The organism is Schaalia sp. HMT-172, from assembly GCF_030644365.1.
Lineage (GTDB): Bacteria > Actinomycetota > Actinomycetes > Actinomycetales > Actinomycetaceae > Pauljensenia.
Window position 1 is genome coordinate 1,426,477 of record NZ_CP130058.1, and the last position, 23,487, is coordinate 1,449,963.

Annotated in this window: 17 protein-coding genes and 2 pseudogenes; 1 reads left to right on the forward strand and 18 read right to left on the reverse strand. The window is 64.6% G+C overall.

The window, feature by feature from the left end:
- Positions 1–8 precede the first annotated feature (8 nt).
- From ruvA to QU663_RS06025, 6 genes are all read right to left on the reverse strand, one after another.
- Positions 9–614: a Holliday junction branch migration protein RuvA gene (ruvA, locus tag QU663_RS06000; protein ID WP_296490622.1), complete on the reverse strand. Its 606-nt coding sequence runs from the start codon at positions 612–614 to the stop codon at positions 9–11.
- A 57-nt stretch (positions 615–671) separates the two neighbouring features.
- Positions 672–1,301 carry a crossover junction endodeoxyribonuclease RuvC gene (gene ruvC / locus QU663_RS06005; RefSeq protein ID WP_021611025.1) on the reverse strand — a complete coding sequence of 210 codons (630 nt, stop codon included), beginning with the start codon at positions 1,299–1,301 and terminating at the stop codon, positions 672–674.
- Positions 1,301–1,894, reverse strand: a complete 594-nt coding sequence (pdxT, locus tag QU663_RS06010; protein ID WP_021611026.1) for a pyridoxal 5'-phosphate synthase glutaminase subunit PdxT — start codon at positions 1,892–1,894, stop codon at positions 1,301–1,303. Before pdxT ends, ruvC begins: the two co-directional genes overlap by 1 nt.
- Positions 1,888–2,790, reverse strand: coding sequence for a pyridoxal 5'-phosphate synthase lyase subunit PdxS (gene pdxS / locus QU663_RS06015; RefSeq protein ID WP_009057597.1), 903 nt, complete (start codon positions 2,788–2,790; stop codon positions 1,888–1,890). The genes pdxT and pdxS overlap by 7 nt, the downstream gene beginning before the upstream one ends.
- A gap of 2 nt (positions 2,791–2,792) precedes the next feature.
- Positions 2,793–3,554 carry a YebC/PmpR family DNA-binding transcriptional regulator gene (locus tag QU663_RS06020; protein WP_021611027.1) on the reverse strand — a complete coding sequence of 254 codons (762 nt, stop codon included), beginning with the start codon at positions 3,552–3,554 and terminating at the stop codon, positions 2,793–2,795.
- A 148-nt stretch (positions 3,555–3,702) separates the two neighbouring features.
- The gene (locus QU663_RS06025; RefSeq protein ID WP_021611029.1) at positions 3,703–4,185 is read right to left on the reverse strand and encodes a histidine phosphatase family protein; all 483 of its coding nucleotides are present in this window, start codon (positions 4,183–4,185) and stop codon (positions 3,703–3,705) included.
- A gap of 32 nt (positions 4,186–4,217) precedes the next feature.
- Here QU663_RS06025 and QU663_RS06030 point away from each other — a divergent pair, with 32 nt between their 5' ends.
- On the forward strand, positions 4,218–4,466 hold the full coding sequence (locus QU663_RS06030) for a hypothetical protein (protein WP_021611030.1): 249 nt from the start codon (positions 4,218–4,220) through the stop codon (positions 4,464–4,466).
- Here the strand turns inward: QU663_RS06030 and QU663_RS06035 are convergent.
- From QU663_RS06035 to QU663_RS06085, 12 genes and pseudogenes are all read right to left on the reverse strand, one after another.
- Positions 4,454–4,573 (reverse strand): annotated as a pseudogene (locus QU663_RS06035) (histidine phosphatase family protein); the annotation flags it as partial. The gene QU663_RS06030 and the pseudogene QU663_RS06035 overlap by 13 nt on opposite strands.
- A gap of 79 nt (positions 4,574–4,652) precedes the next feature.
- Positions 4,653–6,353, reverse strand: a complete 1,701-nt coding sequence (locus QU663_RS06040) for a tetratricopeptide repeat protein (protein ID WP_304990518.1) — start codon at positions 6,351–6,353, stop codon at positions 4,653–4,655.
- Positions 6,354–6,428: 75 nt separating this feature from the next.
- Positions 6,429–7,121: pseudogene (locus tag QU663_RS10615) on the reverse strand (hypothetical protein); the annotation flags it as partial.
- 18 nt (positions 7,122–7,139) lie between these two features.
- Entirely contained in the window at positions 7,140–8,933 is a 1,794-nt protein-coding gene (locus QU663_RS06045; RefSeq protein WP_304990519.1) for a hypothetical protein, read from the reverse strand.
- Positions 8,934–9,084: 151 nt separating this feature from the next.
- The gene (locus QU663_RS06050; RefSeq protein WP_304990520.1) at positions 9,085–13,674 is read right to left on the reverse strand and encodes a tetratricopeptide repeat protein; all 4,590 of its coding nucleotides are present in this window, start codon (positions 13,672–13,674) and stop codon (positions 9,085–9,087) included.
- Positions 13,675–14,603: 929 nt separating this feature from the next.
- Positions 14,604–15,986, reverse strand: coding sequence for an acyltransferase (locus tag QU663_RS06055; RefSeq protein ID WP_034482239.1), 1,383 nt, complete (start codon positions 15,984–15,986; stop codon positions 14,604–14,606).
- A gap of 185 nt (positions 15,987–16,171) precedes the next feature.
- Positions 16,172–16,843, reverse strand: a complete 672-nt coding sequence (locus QU663_RS06060; protein ID WP_021612680.1) for a histidine phosphatase family protein — start codon at positions 16,841–16,843, stop codon at positions 16,172–16,174.
- Positions 16,840–19,773, reverse strand: coding sequence for a bifunctional [glutamine synthetase] adenylyltransferase/[glutamine synthetase]-adenylyl-L-tyrosine phosphorylase (locus QU663_RS06065; protein WP_021612681.1), 2,934 nt, complete (start codon positions 19,771–19,773; stop codon positions 16,840–16,842). Before QU663_RS06065 ends, QU663_RS06060 begins: the two co-directional genes overlap by 4 nt.
- Positions 19,770–21,110 (reverse strand): glutamine synthetase family protein, encoded by a 1,341-nt coding sequence (locus QU663_RS06070; RefSeq protein WP_021612682.1) that lies wholly within the window; start codon positions 21,108–21,110, stop codon positions 19,770–19,772. Before QU663_RS06070 ends, QU663_RS06065 begins: the two co-directional genes overlap by 4 nt.
- A 70-nt stretch (positions 21,111–21,180) precedes the next feature.
- The gene (locus tag QU663_RS06075) at positions 21,181–22,140 is read right to left on the reverse strand and encodes an SPFH domain-containing protein (RefSeq protein WP_021612683.1); all 960 of its coding nucleotides are present in this window, start codon (positions 22,138–22,140) and stop codon (positions 21,181–21,183) included.
- A gap of 38 nt (positions 22,141–22,178) precedes the next feature.
- A complete protein-coding gene (locus QU663_RS06080; RefSeq protein WP_021612684.1) occupies positions 22,179–22,646 on the reverse strand; it encodes an NfeD family protein in 468 nt (155 codons plus the stop codon).
- Between the two features lie 20 nt (positions 22,647–22,666).
- Entirely contained in the window at positions 22,667–23,455 is a 789-nt protein-coding gene (locus QU663_RS06085) for an ABC transporter ATP-binding protein (protein ID WP_009057477.1), read from the reverse strand.
- Between the last annotated feature and the right edge of the window lie 32 nt (positions 23,456–23,487).

Genomic DNA, 23,487 nt, shown 5'->3' on the forward strand with positions numbered 1-23,487 from the left:
CGGGCTGGTCAGCCACGGCCGCCTCCCAGGCTCACGAGCGCGGCGCGCAGCATGTCGGAGGCCCCGAGCCCGCTGCCCGCGAGCTTCTCGATGGCCTTGGCTGCCTGCGCCTCGGACCAGCCCAGGCCCACGAGGGCGGCGCTCACCTCGGCGGCGACCGCGTCCTGGCTCGGCGCGGGCGGCGCGGTCGGCTCGGCTCCGGGCAGGGCCGCGGGGCTGCCCAGCTTGTCGCCGATCTCCAGGGCCATGCGCTGAGCCGACTTCTTGCCCACTCCGGGGATCCGCTGGAGCGTGGCCAGGTCCTGGTCTCGCACGGCGCGGCGCAGGTCGTCGGGGCGCAGGACGGCCAGGGCGGCCAGCGCGATCTTCGGGCCGATTCCCGACACCGACAGGAGCTTGGTGAAGACGTCGCGCTCGTCGCAGGATTCGAAGCCATAGAGGGTCATCGAGTCCTCGCGTACGATCATCGAGGTGTAGACGGTGATCTCCTCATCGCGCGGGGCCGCCTGCGCGAAGGCGGGGGTCACGTGGACGCGGAAGCCAATGCCACCGACCACGACGTCGACGTGGTCGAGTCCGACGCTTGCGACAGCGCCGCGCAGAATCGAGATCACTACGGTCCTTTCCCTGGTCACTCGCCCGCGAGACCGCGGGCGAACATATGTACGATTCTAGCCGCGCCTGCGCCTCGGGTCGACGGCACCCGTGCGGCGTTGCGCGGCCTGGGCCTCGGCCCACGCCCGCTGAGCGGGCGTCATGGACCCGCGCGAGGTCAGGCGCCCGGAGATGGACACGGCGACCGAGGAATCCTCGGGCGCCCCGAGCAGGCCGGTCCCCCGCCAGGCGTGCGTGATCGCGATCGCCAGGGCATCGGCCGCGTCCGCGGGCTTGGGCGCCTTGGCGAGGCCGAGGATGCGCGCGACCATCGTCTGGACCTGGGCCTTATCGGCGTTTCCGTTGCCGGACACGGCCGACTTGACCTCCGAGGGCGTGTGGACCGCCATCGGCAGGCCGGCGCGCCCGACGCACGTCATCGCCGCTCCCATCACCTGCATGGTCGTCGTCACCGACTGCAGGTTGTCCTGCGCGAACACGCGCTCGATTGCGACGACCTCGGGCCGGTACTGCTCGATGACCGCGTCGATCGCATCCGCGATGGTACGCAGGCGAAAGTGCGTGGCCAGATCCTTGTCGGTGCGGGCCACGCCGACATAGACGAGGCTCGCGCGCCGCGACTCATCCACGTCAACGACGCCGAGGCCGCAGCGCGTCAAACCGGGGTCAATCCCCATCACGCGCATCAGGCGCGCGCCACCATAGTGACGAAGAGGCCGTGGATACGGTCGTCGCCTCCCACCTCGGGGTGGAAGGACGTCGCCATCACGTTGCCGCGGCGCACGCCCACGATCGGACCGTCGGCGCTGTTGCCCGCGCGCGCAATCACCTCGACGCCTTCGCCGACCGACTCAACCCATGGGGCTCGAATGAACACGGCGTGGAAGGGGCCGCCCTCCAGTCCCGCGACGTCCAGGTCCTCCTCGTAGGAGTCCACCTGTCGGCCGAAGGCGTTGCGACGCACGACCATGTCGAGGGCGCCGAAAGAACGCTGGTCCTTGCGCCCATCCAGGATCGACGAGGCGAGCATGATCATGCCCGCGCACGTGCCGTAGACGGGCATGCCGGACGCAATGCGCGAATTCAGCGCATCAAACAGACCAAAGGAGAGCAGCAAGTTCGACATGGTGGTCGACTCGCCGCCCGGGATGACCAGGCCGTCGACCTGGTCGAGCTCAGAAACCCTGCGCACAAGCAGCGCGCGGGCGCCGGAGTGTTCCAGCGCCCGCACGTGCTCTGCGACGTCGCCCTGCAGGGCGAGAACGCCGATGGTCACCATCCGCGCTCCGCGAGGCGGTGATCGACCGGCAGGTCGTCGACGTTAATGCCGACCATGGCCTCGCCCAGGCCGCGCGAGACCTCAGCGATGACGGAGGGGTCGTCGTAGAAGGTCGTGGCCTTGACGATGGCGGCCGCACGCTTGGCGGGGTCGCCGGACTTGAAGATGCCCGAGCCCACGAAGACGCCCTCGGCGCCCAGCTGCATCATCATGGCGGCGTCCGCGGGGGTGGCGATGCCGCCGGCCGTGAAGAGCACGACGGGGAGGCGACCCTCGCGGGCAACCTCGGCGACGAGCTCGTAGGGGGCCTGCAGTTCCTTGGCCGCGACGTAGAGCTCGTCCTCGGGCAGGGAGGTCAGGTGGCGGATCTCGTCGCGGATCTTGCGCATGTGCGTCGTCGCGTTGGAGACGTCGCCGGTGCCGGCCTCGCCCTTCGAGCGGATCATGGCGGCGCCCTCGTTGATGCGGCGCAGTGCCTCACCGAGGTTGGTGGCACCGCAGACGAAGGGAACGGTGAAGTTCCACTTGTCGATGTGGTGGCTGTAGTCCGCGGGGGTGAGGACCTCGGACTCGTCGATGTAGTCGACGCCGAGGGACTGCAGGACCTGGGCCTCGACGAAGTGACCAATGCGGGCCTTCGCCATCACGGGGATGGAGACGGCGTCGATGATGCCTTCGATCAGATCCGGGTCGGACATGCGGGCCACGCCACCCTGGGCGCGGATGTCTGCGGGGACGCGCTCGAGGGCCATGACGGCCACGGCGCCCGCGTCTTCGGCGATCTTGGCCTGCTCGGGGGTGACGACGTCCATAATCACGCCGCCCTTGAGCATCTGGGCCATGCCGCGCTTGACCTGCGGAGTGCCGACCTCGCGCTTCGCGGTGCTCTCGCTCATGGTTACTCCTGCTCTTCCAGCTGGGCACGAACCTCGTCGCTCAGCGACATGTTCGTGTAGATGTTCTGCACGTCATCAGAGTCCTCGAGAACGTCGATGAGCTTGTTGACCTTCAGGGCGCCCTCGAGATCGAGCTCGACTTCGGTGGAGGCGACGAACTGGACTTCGGCGGAGTCGTAGTCGATGCCGGCCTCCTGCAGGGCGGTGCGCACGGCGACGACGTCCTTGGGGTCGGATTCGATGACGAAGAGCTCGCCGGCATCCTCGACTTCTTCGGCTCCGGCGTCCAGGACGGCCATCATGATGGATTCCTCATCCACACCGTCGGCGGCGGGCACCTCGACGACGCCGCGACGCGAGAACAGGTAGGAGACCGAACCGGGGTCGGCCAGGGAGCCGCCGTGGCGGGTGAAGCCCAGGCGCACGTCGGAGGCGGCGCGGTTGCGGTTGTCGGTGAGACACTCGACGAGGAAGGCAACGCCGTTGGGGCCGTAGCCCTCGTACATGATCGTCTCGTAGTTGGCGCCACCGGCCTCGGCACCGGATCCGCGCTTGACGGCGCGGTCGATGTTGTCGGCGGGGACGGAGTTCTTCTTCGCCTTCTGGATGGCGTCGTACAGCGTCGGGTTGCCAGCGGGGTCGCCGCCGCCCGTGCGAGCCGCAACCTCAATGTTCTTGATGAGGCGCGCGAAGAGCTTGCCGCGCTTGGCGTCAATGGCGGCCTTCTTGTGCTTAGTGGTCGCCCACTTAGAGTGTCCCGACATCACTTCTCCCTGTTGGGTGGATAGATACCGGCACATTCTATCGCGTCAATGGGGCGCTTCCCCATGTGTGTGGCGTGCTCGTGGACAAACGTAAACACCGTCACAGGATCGGGGACGAGGCCGTGGCCGCCTGTCCGGGGCACGCAAGCTATCGGGTCGGTGGGGTGTAGAAGACCCTCATGGCGCATGTTCCAGGTGCGAGGTCCTCCCACGTGCCGTCGAAAGAGAGGACCAGGGCGGTGGCCGTCGGCACTCCCCTGTCGGCCGCCCCTCGGTCCTCCTGGCGGGCGAGGATGTATCCGGCGTAGGAGATGACGGGCTCGTGCCCGACGATCAGGCCTGCCTCGCCCGTGAAGGTGCGGGCCAGCTCGATGATCTCCTCCTCGCCGCCGTCGTAGATGGAGCGGTCGTGCCAGGCTTCGTCGGCGCCCGCGCGCGTGAGGATCGCCGCGAAGGTTTCGCGGGCGCGCTGGGCGTCGGAGGAGACGGCGACGCTGAATGCGCCGATCTCGCGGGCGAGGGTCGCCCCGAGGCGCGCGGCCTGGTCTCGCCCGGCGTCGGTGAGCGGGCGGGAACGGTCGGGATAGTTGTAGGCGGCCTGCGCGTGGCGAACGAGAACGAGGGTTGGCATACTTCCAAGCGTAACCGCATGGGGAGGACACCATGGCTCTGGGAGTCGAAAGCGCCTCGGGCATCTGCTCGGCGCGCGAATGCACGAACGCCGCGATCTACCGGATCGACTGGCGTAATCCGGCGATCCACCGCGCCCGCACGAAAACGTGGCTGGCGTGTGAGGAGCACCTCTCCTACCTGGAGGGGTACTTCAAGTACCGCTCGTTCCCCTACGAGGTCTCAGCGTTCGTGGCACCCGAGGCCGGACACTCAGGCGCCGAGGAGGCTCACGACCACTGATCGAGGGGACGGTCGTTCCAGGTCAGGGCGTGCAGGCCCTTGGCCAGCTCGGAGGCCGAGGCCGGGGCGAAGCCGGGAGCCCACTCGAAGGTGGTCGTGCCTGTACGTTTGTTTGCATTGCGAAAATGCAAACGGAAAGTCCCCCAGCAGCTTAGAAGCCTCCCATCGTGGCAATTCACCTGTGCATTATTCAGCGTTCAAGGACAAATCGTGAGCGGCGCTGTCAGAATCGACGCCAAGGACAGCAGCCTGAGGCAAATCATCCACCAGCTGCCTAGCCTCACGGGCCACCTCCAGCGCCGCCTCCCAATCCCCCACCGCCGACAAACAATTCGAAAGATTACTCATCGACATCGCCAGGTTCGGGGTGTACGCCGCCGGAGACTCCTCAGCCAACCCGCGATACAGCCCCACGGCCTCACGAGCCGCCACCAACGCCTCTGCTCGCTCCCCAACCTCAGACAAACGAATCGCCAGGTTATTCAACGACCCAGCCAGGTTCGGGGTGTAAGCCTGCGGGGAAGCCTCAGCCAGCGCTCGGCGCAAACGCACCGCCTCGCGGGCCGCCTCCAACGCCTCATTCCGCTCCCCCACACCCGACAAAATGTTCGCCAGGTTATTCAACGACGCAGCCAGGTCGGGGGTGTAAGCCTGCGGGGAAGCCTCAGCCAGCGCTCGGCGCAAACGCACCGCCTCGCGGGCCGCCTCCAACGCCTCATTCCGCTCCCCCACTGCCGAGAAACGATTCGCTAGGTTATTCAACGACGCAGCCAGGTTCGGGGTGTAAGCCTGCGGGGAAGCCTCAGCCAGCCCACGATACAGCTCCACCGCCTCACGAGCCGCCTCCAACGCCTCATCCTGCTCCCCCACCTCCGACAAAAAGCTCGCTAGGTTATTCAACGACGCAGCCAGGTTCGGGGTGTAAGCCTGCGGGGAAGCCTCAGCCAGCCCACGATACAGCTCCACCGCCTTGCGGGCAGCCTCCAACGCCTCATTCCGCTCCCCCACCTCCGACAAAAAGGCCGCCAGGTTATTCAACGACATTGCCAGGTTCGGGGTGTAAGCCTGCGGGGAAGCCTCAGCCAGCGCTCGGCGCAAACGCACCGCCTCGCGGGCCGCCACCAACGCCTCATTCCGATCCCCCACCTCCGACAAAAGATTCGCCAGGTTATTCAACGACCCAGCCAGGTTCGGGGTGTAAGCCTGCGGGGAAGCCTCAGCCAGCCCACGATACAGCTCCACCGCCTCGCGGGCCGCCACCAACGCGTCATTCACCTTCCCCACCTCCGACAAAATGTTCGCCAGGTTATTCAACGACGCAGCCAGGTCGGGGGTGTAAGCCTGCGGGGAAGCCTCAGCCAGCGCTCGGCGCAAACGCACCGCCTCGCGGGCCGCCTCCAACGCCTCATTCCGCTCCCCCACTGCCGAGAAACGATTCGCTAGGTTATTCAACGACGCAGCCAGGTCGGGGGTGTAAGCCTGCGGGGAAGCCTCAGCCAGCCCACGATACAGCTCCACCGCCTCACGAGCCGCCTCCAACGCCTCATCCTGCTCCCCCACCTCCGACAAAAAGCTCGCTAGGTTATTCAACGACGCAGCCAGGTTCGGGGTGTAAGCCTGCGGGGAAGCATCAGCCAGCCCACGATACAGCTCCACCGCCTTGCGGGCAGCCTCCAACGCCTCATTCCGCTCCCCCACCTCCGACAAAAAGGCCGCCAGGTTATTCAACGACATTGCCAGGTTCGGGGTGTAAGCCTGCGGGGAAGCCTCAGCCAACACCCGATACGACTGCACACCGTCGCGCGCATGCTTAAGTACCTCGGCCATCTGTTCCGTGTCCCCTTCGAGTGGGGCACGATCGGCAGAATCTCCAATCTCGTCATCCATTTGCGACACTGACAGATTCCCGTTCATCGACCAGCGGAAACGCAGCGCTTCACGCATTGCATCCAGCGCCTCACCTTGTTTACCATTCGCGCGCAGAATAGAAGCCAGCTCGTTGAGAGCATCAACCAACTTTACATGATCCCCAGACGGCTCTGATTTAGCCAACTCTCGATAGAGTTTCACCGCCTCTCGGACCGCATATTCCGCCTCAACAGTCGCACCTAACTTATATCGCGAATGCCCGAGTAGAGTTAATGCCTCAGCAAATTGCACAGCATACGCCGAAGGTGACCCCTCAGACAGAACGCGACATACTTCCAAAGCCTTCTCTGCAGACGTTAACGCTTTGGCCCACTCACCCATCTCTAACAGACGTTTCGTTAACAGAATTTGCCAGGACAACTGTTCTTCAGTACCTGGTTGAGCACAAGCAACCAAACGATTAGTCGCTGCCAGCGCAACCCTCCGCAAGGAAGCATCCCCAGGTGAAATTTCTTCCAGAATATCCTTAAAAGGAAGATCAGCACCAGAGTTGATTAAGTCCTCCAAGGCGCACACAAACGGTCCTCCCTGCGCAATTGCAACACCCAGCGCATTACGCCACAAATGCGGATGATGCCTCAGAGTCTGACAAGCAATCTCTTCTGCCGCTTCCCTATTTAGAGAGGCCGCACGAGTGAGAGCACTAAACACGTTCCCCAGCTGTTGTTCGCGCACGCGACTACGCTCAGCATTAATTTGACTTGCGCGAGGATATTTGACAACCATAACCCACTCCTTCAATCTTTAAGAAAGGATATCGTCTAAGAGCTCTGGATTATTTCCAAAAACCGTAAGGATAAGATGATCTGCCACAGGATCTGGCTGGAGACAGATAGGTTTTTTACCGTCTGTACGCAACAGTGCCTGCACGAGAAGCTCTGCAAAGCGCCCACGGCGTAAGTGTTCACTGCTCCACTCCGGGAGCGCACTAAGGACAGCGTCCACCTGCTCTTCATCTGACGCAGGTGAAATTAAACTCAAAGTTGCAGCAGCTCGGTGAAGATGCCTGGTGCTTACCTCCGCTAGTATTGGAGCTTTGCGCCACTGAGCAAACTCTATCTCTAATACACTCTCATAAAGCTCACTCTGATCCGATAGCATTGCTGTACTATCTACTCTTTCACTGCACACTGCACGCCATGCTCGCAGGATAACATCGAGTGCTGTGCCACCAAGATCATTTGGCACAACACCATTTGAGGGGAGATCCACCTTCATATGTTCACAGAACTTTTCAACAGCTCTTTTGTAAAGATTGGTAAACACGCATGGATCTGTATCTTGATGCGTTTGCCCCAGGTTTGATATCCTGAGAATTCTATTCATATCATTACCATCTTGCACCATCCTTCGTCGAAAATCATCCCACCATTGGTCTGTACCACGCGCTGTCAACACGATCCGGGTCGGCGACTGCCTGGCCCGCAGCACGCGAACCACCCGTGCGACGAGACCTCGCCGAGCTTCCTCGGCGTAGTCCACCACAACCAACAGCTCCGTTGCCACCTCCACTAGAGCCGACAGTTCCGCGTCCGTTATTTCCGTCGTCGACGGCAAAAAACCTGTATACCAACCCTTTCCCGAAAGTTCTTCGCACAACTGCACTGCCATACGTGTCTTCCCAGTCCCCCCTGCCCCCGTCACCACAGCAACAGCGATATCACCATCACCCTCATGCCTCGCAGCTTCCTCCGGCATTCTCGTGGCCCAGGTTCGAAGTTGCTGAATCTCAGGACCTTCCTGAAACGGAACAATTGCATGCCGCGCCCGAATCAGCTGCAGAGGCGTGAAATCTATAGGTAACGGAGTGCGCGCTGGCATCAACACCTTGTCAATGTGCCCCCCGGGCGGAATCTCCCGATCAGGGATGCGACTGCGCAGACCCCCAATGTCCACTAATACATCCCAGTCCCAGTCCCGGATATAGGCGGCACCGCGGGAGAGCGCAACGCCCCACCCAGCCCCAGGTTCTGTCACCTGTTCGACGTCGATCGCCAGCCACGTACCCCTGGGATCATCGGCGGACTCGACCATGAGAGCTCTCAGGTCTTCCCGATTAGGCAGCATCGACTCACGGCTGAACCCCTCGTCGATGAGGACGTCGCACCCCATGGCCCACTGACGTTCTATCGGCACCACGACGATCGCGTGCCGCCGCTGCCCACCGTCAGCCGTCACCGTCAAGATCAGCGGGTAGATCCCGGCATCGAGTGCAGCGCAACAAAAGGCCACACACAGATCCACGCACGTCGCCTTGCCGAATTTAAGCACCTCGTTGACGGGCCGAATCCGCTGTGCGCCAGGCTCACTATCCGTCGGCTCTGAGACCCTTTCAATCCCTAGCTCCGCAAACTTTTCAAAAATTCTCCTCGCATGAGGGCCCACTCGCGTCTGTCCGTGAGCAACGAGGTCAGGCTCAGGACCGGGGAAACCGCTCCACTGCGCAGCGCGGAGCAAGCGCTGCACCCACCCGACGTGAACCATATCCACCAACCCCGTCGGATACTTGACCGAATCCCAGAAAAACCGATCACTCATGACGCAATACCAAGGTGTACACGTTTCGGTAGAAACACAAGACATCATACAAATTGATTCTCATTAGGATGTCCCCCTTAGAATCGTCGACATACATTTGATTGTTGAACCGTTCGCTACAAAATATCGTGTCTCTCTGGCCCCTACACACCTACTCCTTGACCCAAAGGAGAAGATCAAAAAACGATTTCGGGCTTTGGTCGGTTCCGAGGGCCTTGTCGAGCAGGGCCTGGAGCTGCCTGCGGTGGATCGCGTCCATCTCCGCGTTCGCATGCTCGTAGAGTTCGCGCAGCCTCTGTACGGGTTCGTCGTTGACGGCTGCAGACAGCAGACGGGCGATACGCCCGTAGGTCGACTCCGCCACGGACGGGCGCACTCCGAGGATGGTGACCATCGCCCGCCAATTGCGCGCCTCGAGCAGCTCTCTGAGCGTGTCTTCGGCGCCCTCGTCGCTGCCGTGCGCATCGTAGGCGGTTCTCGGATCCGTGAGTTCCGCAAGCGTCAGAACACTCTCCATACTGGCTGCCTCAGCCTCCGGGAGCGTTGCCGCCAGCACCTGGAGGACTTGGGTTCTCATGTCGGGGTCGCCTAGGTCTTTCTCCCATTCCTCTGGCTCTTGCTTGTCACCCTCGCTGATCTGATCTTCGCCGCGCGACGCATCGGGGTTGCCCCTCGTGTGCTCGCGCAGGAAGCTTGCTCCTCTCCCGTTCACGTGAGCCTCACGCCAGTCGCGCGCAAGCAGCCGAGCTCGGTGATGGGTCCGCAGATCGGTTGTGACGGCCTGTATACCCTCGTCAGCGATGTGCTCCACGAGGGCAGCGAGCTCGGCAACAGGGGGACGGTCCACGTACAGCTCGGCAAGGGCGGCCAGCGTTGCTCTCTCCGAGGCCGACGGCGAGCTCCACTGCGCTTCGAGAAAAGCCGCCCGCTGCGCTAGATCGCTACACTCGAGCCATCCCTCAATCCTGGAAGTCGCCGACTCAGCGTCGACGATGGCCCAGCGGGGAAGACCCGTGTCCGTTATTCCCGCATCGGTGACCGCTCGGGCGATCATGCGGCGCACCGGGCCCAGGAGCACCGGATCATCAGTGGAGTCTGCTTCCCGGGCCGCCGCGACGACATCCCCCGCTTCTCCGCCGTCGTCACGCCAGTGGGCCCTAGCCACCAGCAAGCGGGCACGCACAGCTGGCGAGAAGCAATCAACGCCTTCAACGAAGATCTCCAACGCCTCATTCCGCTCCCCCACCGCCGACAAACGAATCGCCAGGTTAGTCAACAACATTGCCAGGTTCAGGGTGTAGGCCTGCGGGGAAGCCTCAGCCAGCCCGCGATACAGCTCCACCGCCTCGCGGGCAGCCTCCAACGCCTCATCCTGCTTTCCCACCTCCGACAAAATGTTCGCCAGGTTAGTCAACGACGCAGCCAGGTTCGGGGTGTAGGCCGCCGGGGAAGCCTCGGACAGCGCTCGGCGCAAACGCACCGCCTCGCGGGCAGCCTCCAACGCCTCATCCTGCTTTCCCACCTCCGACAAAATGTTCGCCAGGTTAGTCAACGACGTTGCCAGGTTCGGGGTGTAGGCTGCCGGGGAAGCCTCAGCCAGCACTCGGCGCAAACGCACCGCCTCGCGGGCAGCCTCCAACGCCTCATCCTGCTTTCCCATCTCCGACAAAATGTTCGCCAGGTTATTCAACGACGTTGCCAGGTCGGGGGTGTAGGCTGCCGGGGAAGCCTCGGCCAGCGCTCGGCGCAAACGCACCGCCTCGCGGGCAGCCTCCAACGCCTCATTCCGCTCCCCCACCTCCGACAAAATGTTCGCCAGGTTAGTCAACGACATTGCCAGGTCGGGGGTGTAGGCCGCCGGGGAAGCCTCAGCCAGCCCACGATACAGCTCCACCGCCTCGCGGGCAGCCTCCAACGCCTCATTCCGCTCCCCCACCTCCGACAAAAAGGCCGCCAGGTTATTCAACGACATTGCCAGGTCGGGGGCGTAAGCCGCCGGGGAAGCCTCAGCCAGCACTCGGCGCAAACGCACCGCCTCACGAGCCGCCACCAACGCCTCATTCCGCTCCCCCACCTCCGACAAAATGTTCGCCAGGTTATTCAACGACCCAGCCAGGTCGGGGGCGTAGGCCTGCGGGGAAGCCTCAGCCAGCCCACGATACAGCTCCACCGCCTCACGAGCCGCCTCCAACGCCTCATTCCGCTCCCCCACCTCCGACAAAATGTTCGCCAGGTTAGTCAACGACATTGCCAGGTCGGGGGCGTAGGCCGCCGGGGAAGCCTCAGCCAGCCCACGATACAGCTCCACCGCCTCACGAGCCGCCTCCAACGCCTCATTCCGCTCCCCCACCTCCGACAAAATGTTCGCCAGGTTAGTCAACGACCCAGCCAGGCGCGGGGTGTAGGCCGCCGGGGAAGCCTCAGCCAGCCCACGATACAGCTCCACCGCCTCACGAGCCGCCTCCAACGCCTCATTCCGCTCCCCCACCTCCGACAAACGAATCGCCAGGTTAGTCAACGACCCAGCCAGGCGCGGGGTGTAGGCCACCGGGGAAGCCTCAGCCAGCCCACGATACAGCTCCACCGCCTCACGAGCCGCCTCCAACGCCTCATTCCGCTCCCCCACCTCCGACAAAATGTTCGCCAGGTTATTCAACGACGCAGCCAGGTCGGGGGCGTAGGCCGCCGGGGAAGCCTCAGCCAGCCCACGATACAGCTCCACCGCCTCGCGGGCAGCCTCCAACGCCTCATTCCGCTCCCCCACCGCCGACAAAATGTTCGCCAGGTTATTCAACGACGCAGCCAGGTTCGGGGTGTAGGCCGCCGGGGAAGCCTCAGCCAGCACTCGGCGCAAACGCACCGCCTCGCGGGCAGCCTCCAACGCCTCATTCCGCTCCCCCACCGCCGACAAAATGTTCGCCAGGTTAGTCAACGACGCAGCCAGGTTCGGGGTGTAGGCCGCCGGGGAAGCCTCAGCCAGCCCGCGATACAGCTCCACTGCCTCGCGGGCCGCCTCCAACGCCGCGTTCCGATTTCCCACCGCCGAGAAACGATTCGCCAGGTTATTCAACGACATTGCCAGGTCGGGGGTGTAAGCTGCCGGGGAAGCCTCAGCGAGCGCTCGGCGCAAACGCACCGCCTCCCGGGCAGCCTCCAACGCCTCATTCCGCTCCCCCACCTCCGACAAACGATTCGCCAGGTTATTCAACGACGTAGCCAGGTTCGGGGTGTAGGCCACCGGGGAAGCCTCAGCGAGCGCTCGGCGCAAACGCACCGCCTCGCGGGCAGCCTCCAACGCCTCATTCCGCTCCCCCACCTCCGACAAACGATTCGCCAGGTTATTCAACGACATTGCCAGGTCGGGGGCGTAGGCCGCCGGGGAAGCCTCAGCCAGCCCGCGATACAGCTCCACCGCCACGCAGGCCGCCACCAACGCCGCTGCTCGCTCGCCAACGTCGGACAGACGAATGGACAGGTTATTGGCCCAGTGTGCCTGTTCCTCCGGACTCCGCTCAGCGGAAGTCGCAAGGCGCCTGGTCGCCGCCAAGGCAGCTCCTGCCAACGCCGGGTGCCCGGCAGGAATCGCATCATCAATCTCACCGAGTGGCAGGGTCGCACCTGATTCGATGAGCGCTTCGAGAGCGGGTGCCAGCGGTCCTCCCTGAGCGAGCGCGACGTCCAGTGCCTCCTTCCACAGGAATGGCCTCTCACGGAGAGCACGCCGGGCCAGGCGAAGTGCCACCTCTCTATCGAGAGAGGAGGCCCGTGTGAGGGTCACGCACGCGTTGCGCACCTGTTGGCCCATCTCAAGCGCACGCGTAACAACCGAGTCCTCAGCATCGGGGTCGTCTAAGCCAGGTAGCTGCACCGGACCCTGTGGAAGCACCCGATCCAGCAGGTCCGGATTCTTTCCGAATACCTCCAGGATGAGGTGTTCGGCAACCGGATCGGGCCGCAGGCTCACGGCCTCAGCACCGTCATCACGCAAGAGGGATTGGACAAGCAGTTCTGCGAAACGACTGCGGAGCAGATGCTCCTGACTCCACTCTGGCAATCTGCTCAGGACGTCGTCGATCTCATCTGTGTCCCGCTTCGGGGCTAGCAGGCTGAGTGTGGCAGCCGCACGACGCAGGTGGTCACGGCTGATCCTTCCCAGTTTCGGCTCCTTACGCCACCGAGCAAACTCAATCGACAGTACTTTGTCGTAGAGCTCTTCCCGGGTCGGCATAGCCTCCTGAGCCCTATCATTGTCGCCGCACACGGCAAGCCAGGCCCTCAACACCACGTCAAGAGCGGTGTCCCCCAGGTAGTCGGGAACCTCAACGTCTGTCGGAACAACACCATTGAGATCATGGGAGAAACGCTGTACCGCCCTGCGATACATGCGTCCGAAGAACCACGGATCCCTCTCCACCTGTTGCTTGCCCCGAATGGACAGTGACAGCGTGTTACTCAGTACGGTTCCGTCTTGCTCCGCCTCCTCGCGGAACTCCTCCCACCACGCGTCGGCGCCACGCGCTGTCAACACGATCCGGGTCGCCGATTCCCTCGCCCGCAGCTTACGAACCACCCGTGCGATGAGACCTCGCCGAGCTTCCTCGGCGTAGTCCACCACCACCAACAGCTCCGTGGTTACCGCCGCGAGAGCAGCCAGCTCCTCATCCGTCACCTCGGTCGTCGAAGGCAAAAACCCCGTGTACCATCCGATCTTGGACAGATCGTCGCACAGCTGCGCAGCCATACGCGTCTTACCTGAACCGCCAGCCCCCGTCACAACGGCAACGGAGATATCGGCATTCCGTCCGTTCCTCCCAGTTCGACTATCACTCGGCACTGTCATCGCCCATGCGCGAAGCTGGCGCATCTCGGCGCGTTGCTGGTACGGCACGACGCCGTGCCGAGCCTTGATCAGCTGCAGGGGCGTGAAATCCTCGGGCAGCTCGGCATAAGCAGGGGCCAAGACCCTCTCGATGTGCCCCCCGGGAGGAAGCACACGATCAGGGGTACGGCTGCGCAGCCCCCCAACGTCCACACAGACGTCCCACTCCCAGTCGTGGACATACTCAGCGCCCAAAAACAGTGCAGTTTTCCAATTGCCATCTGATTCAGTGACCTGCTGTACGTCAATCGCCAGCCACGTACCCCCGGGATCATCGGCGGACCCGACCACGAGAGCTCTCAGGTCTTCCCGATTAGGCAGCATCGACTCACGGCTGAACCCCTCGTCGATGAGGACGTCGCACCCGATGACCCATTGACGTTCCATGGGCACCAAGACGATCGCGTGCCGCCGCTGCCCACCGTCAGCCGTCACCGTCAAGATCAGCGGGTAGATACCGGCATCAAGCGCAGCGCAACAAAAGGCCACACACAGATCAATACACGTCGCTTTCCTAAAAGCAAGCACTTCATTGACAGGCCGAATACGCTGCGCGCCAGGCTCACTATCCGTCGGCTCAGAGACCCATTCAATCCCTAGCTCCGCAAACTTTTCAAAAATTCTCCTCGCATGAGGGCCCACTCGCGTCTGTCCGTGAGCGACGAGGTCAGGCTCAGGACCAGGAAAACCCATCCAATCCGCAGAACGAAGCAAGCGCTGCACCCACCCGACGTGAACCATATCCGCCAGCCCCATCGGGTGGTTGATTGAATCCCACAGATTGCGCTCGTTCACGAAGCTGCCCCCACCTGCGTCTTCAACACAAGACGATCGACGTTGGGCACACCCGTCGCGGACAACATCAACGAGTGCACGCCCTCCTCCAGCGCCGGAAGCTGAGCCGACCACCACCCGTCGTCACGGCGGTTCGCCAGGAACCGTTTACCGCCGACGTTGCCGCCGACATTCCCCACATCCAATACACTGCCAGCCTTGTCTACCACGCGCAGCCTCACCTCAGCGTCAGTGCCCGCGAGCACGACATCGTCGAGATCGAGCTGCAGGTATGCATCGACGTCATGTCGGCGAGCCCCCCTGGCCGCAGCGGGCAAACGATCCCGCGCATACTCCGACACATGCCCAAACACCGACTTCTCTTCCACAAGGTCTTGATGCTTGCCAGCCAGTCGCCGCCACCGGGAAACATCTCTTTCCACGACGCGGGGAATTGTCGAGAACATCGGAACCGTCCCGTCGCCACCATCCCAGCTCGCGTGGAAAGCTCGCGGGTTTCCCTTGGCCACCACGAGTTGATCCGAGTGAGTATCGATGCTGGCGTGCCCCAGAGTCGCGTGTCCCTGCGAGTAGTAGACAGTGAAGGGATTGCGCCCACTCTCTGCAACCTTATTGACCAGCGCATCATGCAAACATCGGTTCTTCTGATAGGCGTTGAGCGCTTTGCCTGAGAACCCAGTGATGGCCGACGTGATGCCGGAAGGCAATTCGTACGGGTACCGGTACTTATCATTCCCGTCGACAACCTGGTAGTGGGGCAGCAGATCGAAGACGGAATCCCATGTCCTCACCGTGTCAGTAACAGCCTGAGGCACATATGGCCCGATGCGCATCCCATTAACCAAGACATTGAGAGCCTTCGCAGCACCTCGATATGGTGTTCCTAGCGTAATGATCTCAGCGACATCGATACCTTCGCTAAGGAAAGCCCACCACCACGCGGCAACCAGGCCGCCCATCGAGTGCGCGACGAGCACTACGCGCCGTCCCTGCGCCCGCGCGCGCACCACACGGTCCAAATCATTGGCGATATGTTCCACCGACCGGCGGAAATCGTATGGAAAAGCGACCACGGTCGCGTCAGGGTCGACCAGTTCCTCACCGGCGGTTACGACGCGGTCAGGGGGTAGTCCCAGTCCCTTGCTGATACCGTTCAGCAATCCGTCGTAGCCGGTCATGAGTTGCCAACATATCACCGAACAGTGCCCGATGAGTCCGACCGGGCGCAGCTCGTTGTTCGGATCGAGCACGCTCGGATCTCGCACCACGCTGAGGAGAGGACCCAAACCATCTCTATAGACGATTGTGCCAGACGCATCCGCGAGTTTACTTCCCCCGATACCGGGAATGACGACGACCAGTGGCAGGGAACGGGACATCGGCGTACCTCCTCGTTGTGGTGTCTTACATGACACTGACCACAAGCTCAGGGTACCTCGACTGACGGTTTGACGACAACAAACGGATCAACCGGTATCAGTTCTCATACAGACCTCTACGAGGTCTCAGAGTTCGTAACCCCCTCCGAGGAATCCGGCGGCGAGGAATCAGGCGCCGAGGCCGCTCAGGCCCACTGATCGAGGGGACGGTCGTTCCAGGTCAGGGCGTGCAGGCCCTTGGCCAGCTCGGAGGCCGAGGCCGGGGCGAAGCCGGGAGCCCACTCGAAGGTGGTCGTGCCCGCGTTCGACATGAAGTGCTTCGACACGAGGGCCTCGTCAATGTCGGCCGACAGCCATGTGGCCAGCAGGCGCGTGAGCGCGCCGTGGATGACGAACACCGCGACGGCGTCCTCCCCCGCCTGTTCGCGGGCGGCCAGTCCCACGCGGCGCACGGTCTCCAGGGAGCGGGCCAGGGCCTCGCGCCCGCTCTCCCCGCCCGGCATCCGGTTATCCAGGTCCCCCGCGCACCACGACAGGGTCGTGCGCACGTACTCCATCTGAGAGGCGGGGTCTGAGGCCATCTCCAGGTCGCCCGAGCGCAGCTCGCGGATTCCCGGGCACACGAGCGGCGTGAGCCCGTAACGAGCGGCCAGCGGCGCGGCCGTCAGGCGCGTGCGGTGCAGGCCGGACAGGGCGATGAGCGTGGGAGGGGCCGCGACCTCGCCCTCCCAGCGATCCGCGAGGCGGCGCGCCTGCGCCAGGCCCTCCTCGGTCAGGCCGAGGCCGGGGCGGACCGTGTCAAGGGCCCCCAGTCGGTTGGCGGGGGTCTGTCCGTGCCGTACCAGCACAATCTTCACTGCTGCTCCCAGAATGTTCGTTCCATCACGTCGCGCGCCTGTCGTGCCGCGCGCAACCAGTCTTCTTCGAGGGCGGTCAGCCCGCCGCTCCCGTACCCGAGGATAGCGGCAAGCGCCCCCAGCTCGGCGCTGTCACGAGGCACAACGTCAAGCTTCACACCGCTCATGCGCCCGGTCGCCAATGTGTTGCCGGCGCGGATGCGCGTGGCCAGGTCCCAGGCGTTCAAAAGAATCTCGGCGTCGGGCGCCCCCAGCAGCCCGGCGTCGCGGGCGGCCGCAATCGCGTCGGTCGTCGACGACGTGCGCAGGGCTTCGACCTCGCGCCCGTGGCGCATCTGGATGAGCTGGATCGTCCACTCGACGTCGGTGAGGCCACCGGGGCCGAGCTTGACGTGGCGGGCGGGCTCCGTGCCGCGCGGCAGGCGCTCGTTTTCCATGCGGGCCTTGAGCAGGCGGATGTCGCGCACCTCGGCCTCGCTCACCTCCCGGTACGCCATGGACTCAAAAAGAGACCTGGCAGCCTGCGCCAGCTCACCGTCTCCGATGGGCCGGGCGCGCACGGCCGCCTGGCGCTCCCACGTGGAGGCCCAGCGCTGCGCGTACTCCTCGTGCGAGGTGATCGTGCGGCTCATCGGGCCGTTCTTGCCCTCGGGGCGCAGGTCGAGGTCGACGACGATGCCGAGTTGGCTGGTCGCCGAGCCGAGCAGATTCTTCACGCGGTTGACGATCGCGGTGGCGCTGGCAGCCGCCTCGGCGTCGGAGGCACCACCCACGGGCTCGTGCAGGGCGATGACGTCCGCATCGGAGGCGTAGGAGCACTCGCGTCCGCCGTAGCGGCCCATCGCGACGAATACGACAGAGGCCCGTTCCTCGCCCCACCGCTCGGCTTCCTCGCGCCGGGCAATCGCCAGCGCACCGAGCAGGGCGGCGTCCGTCGCGTCCGCGATCGCGTTTCCGCGAGGATCGACGCCGCCCAGCAGGTCCCTCATCGCGCAACGCGTCAGCTCGCGGGTACGCACAGCGCGGACCCGAGCGGCGGCCTCCATCGCGTCGTCATGACGGTCGATGAGGGCGGCGACTTCTCGGACCAACCGGTGCGGCTCACGCGGTGCCAGCTCAGCATCATCGTCGAGCCACGCCACTGCCTCGGGACGCTTGGCGAGGGCCTCGGCGATCCACCGAGAGTTCGGCAGCATCGTCATGAGCCTGCGGGCCGCCACCCCCGAGTCGCGCAGGAGCGCCAGGTACCAGTGAGAGTCCCCGATGTCCTCAGAGAGGACGCGGAAGTTGAGCAGCCCCATGTCGGGGTCCGCGCCACCGGCCAGCCATGAGATGAAGACGGGCAGGAGGTGGCGCTGGATGGCGGCGCGCCGGCTCGTCCCCTGAGTGAGCGCGGCAATGTGCGTGAGAGCGCCCGCCGGGTCGCGGTAGCCGATGGCCGCCAACCGGTCGCGCGCCCCCTCTGCGTGCAGGGACGTCTCGTCCTCGCGAAGCTGCGCGGTGGCCGCGACGATCGGCCGATAGAACACGTCCTCATGCAGGGCACGCACGCTGGCGCGCACCTCGTCGATCGCCGCGCGGATCGAGTCCGCGTCCGGGTAGCGCGCCGGATCCATCGCGCGCCCCAGCACGCGCAGCTCCCGGTCCTTGTCGGGAATCAGGTGGTTGCGGCGCATGCGCGGCAGCTGCGTGCGATGCTCGACGGCGCGCAGGAATCGGTAGCACGACGCCAACCGGTCGCCGTCCGAACGGGCGATGTATCCTCCCTCGCGCAGCGCCTCGATCGCCTCCAGGGTGGAACGCACCCGCAAGAACACATCGGTGCGCCCGTGCACCAGCTGGAGGAGCTGGACGGTGAACTCCACGTCGCGCAGACCGCCGCGCCCAAGCTTGAGCTCACGCGAGGCGTAGGAGCGCGAAATGTTGTCCTCGACGCGCCGACGCATCGCGCGCGCGGCCTCGACGAAGCCCTCGCGCGCCGAGGCGCTCCACACGTAGGGCTGGGCGGCTTCCTCGAAGGCCATGCCCAGGCGGGGGTCGCCCGCGCACGCTCGCGCTTTGAGCAGCGCCTGAAACTCCCAGGTCTGGGCCCACTTGTCCCAGTACTGGCGGTAGGACTCGATCGTGCGCACGAGGACGCCGTTGCGCCCCTCGGGACGCAGGTTCGCGTCCACGGTCCACAGCGGCGCCTCGCTTCCCGGGCCCGAACAGGCCGAGGCCGTGGCTGAAGCCAGACGGGTCGCGATCTCCAGGGCGCTTCGTTCGTCCCCGTCAGCCCCGGCCTCAGCAACGTAGACGACGTCCACGTCGGAGATGTAGTTGAGTTCGCGCGCGCCCGTCTTGCCCATCGCGATAATCGCGAAGGGAACCCGCGCCTCCGGGTCGACGTCGCGGCGCGCCAGGGCCAGGGCTGCATCCAAGGTGGCGTCCACCAACGCAGCGATGCGCTCCCCCACGATCGGCATCATGTCCTCGGGGGATGCGCTCGTCAGGTCGTCGGCCGCCAGGTGCAGCAGCACCCGGCGGTAGGCGGCGCGCAAGTCGTCGACGCTGGCCTCCGGCGCGGCCACCCACGCACCGCCGCCGACGCTGTGGGCTCCCACGGCCTCGTACAAGACGTCGCGCGGCTCGCCCGGCTTCTCGTTCATCGCCGCCGCGCGCGAGGGCTGCGCGATCACGTAGTCTCCCAGCCACTGGCTGGCGCCCAGGACCGCGCACACGCGCCGCCGGGCATGCTCGTCCGTGCTGAGCGTCTCGACGAGACCCGCATCCGCCTCCCTCAGTCGCACCGCCTGCAGCAGTGCCTGATCCGGGTCGGCCGACGCGCTCAGATCCGCAACCCACGACTCGCCCCGCGGAAGCTCCTCAAGGAAGGCCTGGGCGCGGCGCGCGTCCAGGAAACCCGCGACCCGCAGCTCCTCGGGGGTCACCGCGGGACGACCTTCAAGAATTGCTCGATCTCCTGGCGGGTGATCTGCTGGCGGTACTCGGTCCACTCCTTGCGTTTGTTACGGATGACGTAGTCGAATACCTGCTCGCCGAGGGTGGAGGCAACCAGCTCCGACCCCTTCATTGCCCGCACAGCGTCCGACAAGGAGGCGGGCAGGGCGTGGATGCCCATCACCTGCCGCTCGCGATCGGACAGATCCCACACGTTGTCCTCCGCCTCAGGCATGAGCTCCATCTTCTTCTCGATGCCGTCCAAGCCCGCCGCGATCATGACGGCGAAGGCCAGATACGGGTTCGCGCTCGGATCGGGGGCGCGGTACTCGATGCGCGCGGATCCGCTCTTCTTCGGCTTGTACAGGGGGACGCGCACGAGAGCCGAGCGGTTCAAGTGTCCCCAGCACACGTAGGAGGGTGCCTCTCCCCCGCCCCACAGGCGCTTGTACGAGTTCACGTGCTGGTTCGTGATCGCAGCCATGTCCCCCGCGTGGGCGAGGAGCCCCGCGATGAAACGCCGCCCCGTCGTGGACAGACGGTACTGGCCCGACGGGGAAAAGAACGCGTTCTCCTCGCCCTCGAAGAGCGACAGATGCGTATGCATGCCCGATCCCGGGTGCTCGATGAACGGCTTGGGCATGAAGGTAGCGACCAGCTCCTCGCGCAGCGCCACCTCCTCAATGACCGTGCGGGCCGTCATAATGTTATCGGCCGCACGCACCGGATCCACGGCGCGCAGATCAATTTCGTTTTGGCCGGGCCCACCCTCGTGGTGCGAAAACTCCACGGGGATACCCATGTCCTCCAGCATGCGCACCGCGCGGCGCCGGAAATCGTTCGAGTCCCCACGCGCCACGTGATCGAAGTAGCCCGCCTGATCCACGGGCACCATGCGCTCGGGGGTCACAGGCTGACGCAGGAGATAGAACTCAATCTCGGGATGCATCATGACGCGGAATCCCGCGTCCGCAGCGCGCTCGACCGTGCGCTCCAGGACACCGCGAGGGTCTGAGGGGGCGGGACGCCCGTCCGGCATGAGCACGTCGCAGAACATGCGCGCCACGGGCTCCTCCTGCGGGCGCCACGGCAGCAGCTGGAACGTCGAGGCATCCGGCATCAGCAGCATGTCCGACTCAAACACGCGGGTCAGGCCCTCGACGGCCGAGCCGTCGAAGCCAATCCCCTCGCTGAACGCATCCTCGAGCTCACCCGGATCGATAGAAATCGACTTCAGGACGCCCGCGACGTCCGTGAACCACAGCCGAATGAAACGGATATTCTTCTGCGCGACCTCGCGCAGCACATGCTCCTGGTGCGAATCCACCGTTGACCTCCCGTTGAATAGACGACGGGCCGACCGCAGGGACTGCGGTCGGCCCGGCATAGGGTCCAGTCTACTTGCCCAGGTTGAAACCCTTCGAGATGGACTCCAGTGCGCCGGTGAGATCGGAGGGAAGCATCCACAGCTTGGACGCCTGTCCGTCGGCGATCTTCGGCAGCATCTCGAGGTACTTGTAGGAGAGCAGCTCGGGCGTGGCCTTGCCAGCGTTGATCGCGGCAAAGACCGTCTGAATGGCCTCGGACTCACCCTGAGCGCGCAGGATCTGCGCTTGGCGGGCACCCTCTGCCTGCAGGATCAGGGCTTCCTTCTGACCCTTGGCCTGCAGCACCTGAGCCTCCTGCTGGGCGGAAGCGGCCAGAACGGCGGCTTGCTTAGCACCCTCGGCCTTCTTGATCTGCGCCTCACGCTCGGCCTCGGCGGTCAGAATCGTGGCGCGCTTGGTGCGCTCGGCGGTGATCTGCTGCTCCATGGCGGCCAGGACTCGCGGCGGCGGCTCGATCGACTTGAGCTCGACGCGGGTCACGCGGATGCCCCACGGGCCCGTCGCCTCATCGAGGACGCCGCGCAGCTGCTTGTTGATGGACTCGCGCGAGGTCTGCGTCTGCTCGAGGTCGAGGGAACCGATCAGGTTACGCAGCGTGGTCGCGGTCAACTGCTCGATCGCCTGCAGGAAATTCGCGACTTCGTAGGTCGCGTTGCGCGGATCGGTGATCTGGAAGTAGATCACCGAGTCGATCGAGACCATCGCCTGGTCGGCCGTGATGACCGGCTGGGGCGGGAAGTTCGCGACCTGCTCACGCAGGTCGATGCGGGCGGCGACGCGGTCCACGAAGGGAACCAACAGGTGGAAGCCACCTCGCATGACCGCCTGGTATCGTCCGAGGCGCTCAACAACGTAGGCTTGCGACTGCGGGACAATGCGCACCGCGCGGACCAGCGAGACCACGACGAAAACGATGAGGGCAAAGATAACGACCAGGGCAATGTTGCCGATGAGGTCAGCGGATCTCATACCGTCTTTCCTTTCTTATCAAACAAATGGGGCGCGACTCAGGACGCGGGGCCGGCATAGGGGTGCGTGGGGGCGAGCTGCGTGGGCTCGACGGCGCTCACGACGGCGGTCGCGCCGTCAATGCGATCGACGCGCACCTCGGCTCCCACCGGGATAGACGCGCCCTCGGTGCGCGCGCTCCACTCGCCGCCCGAAAACTGGATGCGTCCGTGTCGCTCGCCCACGACCTCGGTGACGTACCCGGTCTTACCGATCAGTGCGTCGGTGTTCGTGCGCACGTCACCCGCAGATCGATCGATACGCCCCTTCAGGAAGGGACGTAGACCGGCCAGAAGCGCCACCGTCACGACGACGAAGACGATCACCTGAATCGTCACGCTGGCGCCCAGGGCACCTGCGATGCCGGCCGCCAAGGCGCCGATCGCGAACATGAGGAACACGAAGCTGACGCTCATGACCTCGATGATGCCGCACACGAGGGCGGCAAGGATCCATACCCACCACATGGTTTCGTTCCCTTACTGCTCTATTCGGTGACGCCGCGCGCCCACCAGCGCCCGTCCGTGCGCCCGGCGAGCAGGGGCATGCCGTAGACCTCGGACAGGTTGACGCCCGTCAGCACGTCCTCGATGGGCCCCTGATGGGCGATGGTCCCGTGCGACATGATCGCGCAGTGGGTCGCGCCGTCGGGAATCTCTTCGATCTGGTGGGTCACCAGGATGATCTGAGGAGACTTCGAGCCCTTCATGATCTCGGAGAGCGCTCCGATGAGGAGCTCGCGCGCCCCCAGGTCGAGGCCGGAGGTGGGTTCGTCGAGGACGAGCACCTCGGGGTCGGTCATGAGCGCGCGCGCCAGAAGGACGCGCTGCGCCTCGCCCTCGGACAGGGTGGCGAATTCGCGCTGAGCCAGGTGGGCGACACCGAAGATCTCCATGAGCGCGTTCGCGCGCTCATCGTCGACCTCTTCGTATTCCTCGTCGTGAGCGACAGCGACGCCCCAGGCGGCGCTGCGCACGGTGTCCAACACCGACTGCGTGGGGACGATCTTCGCCGCCACGGCAGCCGAGGCCAGCCCGACGCGCGTCGCGACATCGGCCGGATCCGCGTGGGCGAGATCCGTCTCCGACACCGTCACCTCGCCGCTATCGGGAGTGATGCGGCCCGAGGCGACGCGCGCCAGCGTCGTCTTACCCGCGCCGTTGGGACCGACGATGACCCAGTGCTGGCGCGGACGCGTCGACCACGAGACGTCGGACAGGACCTGCGTGTCTCCTCGCTGGAGGGACACGTGAGAAAGATTCAGGACGTAAGTCATGCATCAAGCCTAGTCGTGTTGGACACCGCGCG